Origin of the sequence: Acetobacter sp. DmW_043 (assembly GCF_002153485.1) — a bacterium.
GTDB lineage: Bacteria > Pseudomonadota > Alphaproteobacteria > Acetobacterales > Acetobacteraceae > Acetobacter > Acetobacter thailandicus.
Genome location: NZ_JOMN01000064.1, coordinates 1 through 2759, shown reverse-complemented (window position 1 = coordinate 2759; position 2759 = coordinate 1). Strand labels below are relative to the sequence as shown.

The following is a 2759-nucleotide window of genomic DNA, read 5'->3' as shown; positions in this document are numbered from 1 at the left end:
TGGCAACACGATACGACCGCTGCGCTCATACCTTCATGTCCGCAATCCATATCGCTGCAAGCGTCATCTTCTATCTCAAAGAATGAGTCCTGAGCCTAGAGGGATCGAAGAACCCTTTATTGATACGCTTGTCTGGTAATTTCAGGCTTTTGGCGATTTGATTGACGGTTTTTGCGATGGCATCCGGTCTGCGCTTTGAGCGGATTGGGGGCTGTCCCCCGCTGGACGGCTACGCCCTCGCGCAGCCTTGCCCCATCACTGGCGGCAGCATGTGTTGTCTTCCATTTCCGGATAAACCGAAACTTCCGATCGATGGAGACGTGGGATTTGTAGCCAAAGAACGGGATGGCAAGATCGCTGGATGGCATGGTTCCATCATCCTGACGCTTCGCTTTGGTGAACTTCAGTGTCCAGCGTGCATGACGGTCTTTGTGAGACAATTTTGATGGCTTATCCTGCCAGTCCTGTGGGATCCTCCTTCTCCGCACTGGTATTGCGCTGCTTTGGAGCTGTCACCAGTGTGGCATCCAGGATCTGGCCTGACATCGGTAAATACCCGGCGTTCCGCAGGGTGGTATTAAAGCAATCAAACAGTGTTTCAATGGCACCCGCCTGCGTCAGACGCTCGCGGAACAGCCAGAGTGTTTTGGCATCAGGCACGCGGTCTGTCAGACCCGGACCGAGAAAACGCATGAATGAAAGCCTGTCGTTAATCAGATATTCCGTCCGTTCATCAGACAAATTGTTCAGTGTCTGGATCACCAGAATTTTGAACATCAGAACAGCATCACAGGGAGGACGACCGCCTTTGCTCCCGTCTGAATACGCCAGTGCCTTGTTCAGGTCAGGACGGAAGACTTCAAAATCCATAACCCGCGAAAACGCTTCGAGCTGATCACCGAGCCCGCTCAATCGGGCAGGCCGCTCTTCAACATCAAAGAAACCAGACTGCTTCATGCTACATCTCCCCAATCCACGCAGGCGGTAGAGAAACACACAGACAGTCTCAAAACCAGGGGGTTTTTAGAACCCTTCAGGTTTCTTTGATGTTGAAGAGGGGGAGCCGTGAGAGATTGTTTGAAAACGTAAGTTAAGGGTTTGTCGGAGATCCCTTCGAACCATCCAATTTTATTTTATATTAATCTTTAGCTAAATAGCCATCATCACTTCGCCAAACATAAGTGCTGTCTAAATATATCCATCTACCAGTTCCATGCCTTGAATTTTGGTGAGAATTCAAACAGTCATGACACCAAACTCTATCACCTTCTCTATGCTTATGCGCTTTGATTTCTATAAAAGTTTGGAAATGATCTGATGTTCCATATTGAGGTGAGCTTAAATATAAAGAAGTCGAAATTACTTTTGCAGATAACTGCTGAGTATTAAGTCGTCCAGGAACATTTTCTCCGCCATTACCTTCAAGGCATACTCCTTCTGTTTTTCCATCAGGTTGAACTAAGCAAATTGAACCTAGTTTTCCATTTAAGTTCCAAGCTAAATCGCTCATTGATGAACCTCCTTCAAATCGGTCTCTTTCTCGTCGTCCATCAACTATAAGACCGAGCCTTACATCGTAACTTCTCCAATCAGAAATACCTTCCAAGTCGTGATAAGATCTTGCTCCAAAGTGCAATGTATTATTGGACGGTAAGTAGCTAGAAAAATCGAACATGATATGACGAGAACCAATAATGGAAGAGTTGGCAGCTCCGTTGCCAGGAATCCATGTTGAATACCCTTTATATTCTAAAGCATCTCCATCAACTTGGGCTATATACGCTGCTGGCAATTCATATGGACCATTTACTAAATATCCGTAACTATCTTCAGTAAATGGATACGAGGCTGCACATTCGTTACATTCAAAAGATAAAGTATAACCATGGAAGCTTGCTTCATGGTTCTTGTTTACATGAGACCAACGCATGTCGAATTCATTACGTTCATAGCTGTTAGCATTTGATGATGCATGATCCCCATATACTCGATCCATATCCATAATAACGTAATCGTTTTCTCCAAAATATTTTCCAGGATCACCTATATAAACAACAGGAAAGGTATAAGAAGATTTTTTATCTAAATTAGTCCATTTTCCATCTGGATTTTTATTTGTATTTGGAATAATATTTTTTTCTAAATATTTATCTTTGGCACCTAATACGGACCATCCATAAACATTAATACGAGAAGAATTCCATCCACTTATAATTCCTGAATATAAATAACCTGTAGGGCGACCGTAATTATCAACGGATGACATATCTTGAGCACGTACATTTGTACTAACGTACATTCCATGGTGCAAAACAGATAATTGCTCAGAAGATAACTTATTTTTGAGTATAAATCCATCTGAATCAAATTTTTCTACTTGAAGAACAAGCCTTGTTAAATTATTACTTTCACCCAAATAAAAAGCTGCAATTGCATTATCTCCATGTGCGATAGAAAACGCTCCTAAGCGTGGGTCTATACCTGACAGCGCAGCTTGCCCTCCTGCACCGCTTGCTACATCTCCGGTTGAAAATACACACAAAGAACAACCTGCATTAAAAGAGCCATAAGGCATTCCCCAGATGCTTAATGATTGATGAGGATCGATTATTATCTTTCTACCTTTATTAAATAAAATTGTACTTTGTCCTCCTAACATCACACTCTCATATCCTTGAGGAAACCAGTCCGTAGGCATATTTTCTGCTAGAGAGTTTATAAAATAATTTACTGGGTATTCAATTATATCTCTATCATTT

Annotated in this window: 1 protein-coding gene and 1 pseudogene; both read right to left on the bottom strand. The window is 42.6% G+C overall.

Annotated elements, in window-relative coordinates:
- Window positions 1-242 precede the first annotated feature (242 nt).
- Window positions 243-957 (bottom strand): annotated as a pseudogene (locus tag HK11_RS11405) (transposase); the annotation flags it as partial.
- Between the two features lie 181 nt (window positions 958-1138).
- The coding region (locus HK11_RS12390) for a hypothetical protein (RefSeq protein ID WP_158092828.1) at window positions 1139-2759 on the bottom strand (1621 nt) is incomplete at its 5' end.